Below are 285 nucleotides of genomic sequence, written 5' to 3' on the forward strand. Positions count from 1 at the left end.
CCACTGCCCTGCCCCCGCGTGAAGCCATGGACTTCGACGTGGTGATCGTCGGCGCCGGCCCGGCCGGCCTGGACACCGCGATCCGCCTGCGCCAGCGCGCCATCGAGGCCGGCCGCGAGCTGTCGGTGTGCGTGCTGGAAATGGGCTCCGAACCCGGCGCGCACATCCTGTCCGGCGCGATCATGGATACCCGCGCGCTGACCGAACTGTTCACGGACTGGGCCGAACTCGGCGAGCAGCTGCAGCTGAAGGTCACCATAGACGAATTCCTGTTCCTCAGCCCGG

The 285-nt window shown here is 69.1% G+C and carries 1 protein-coding gene; it reads left to right on the top strand.

Annotation, left to right across the window (positions count from 1 at the left end):
• Nucleotides 1-8: 8 nt before the first annotated feature.
• Nucleotides 9-285, top strand: a 277-nt coding sequence (locus ACQG3P_RS19390) for an NAD(P)/FAD-dependent oxidoreductase (protein WP_426805952.1), incomplete at its 3' end; no start/stop codon positions are given.

Source organism: Stenotrophomonas sp. SrG (assembly GCF_050031795.1).
Classification (GTDB): Bacteria; Pseudomonadota; Gammaproteobacteria; order Xanthomonadales; family Xanthomonadaceae; genus Stenotrophomonas; species Stenotrophomonas rhizophila_A.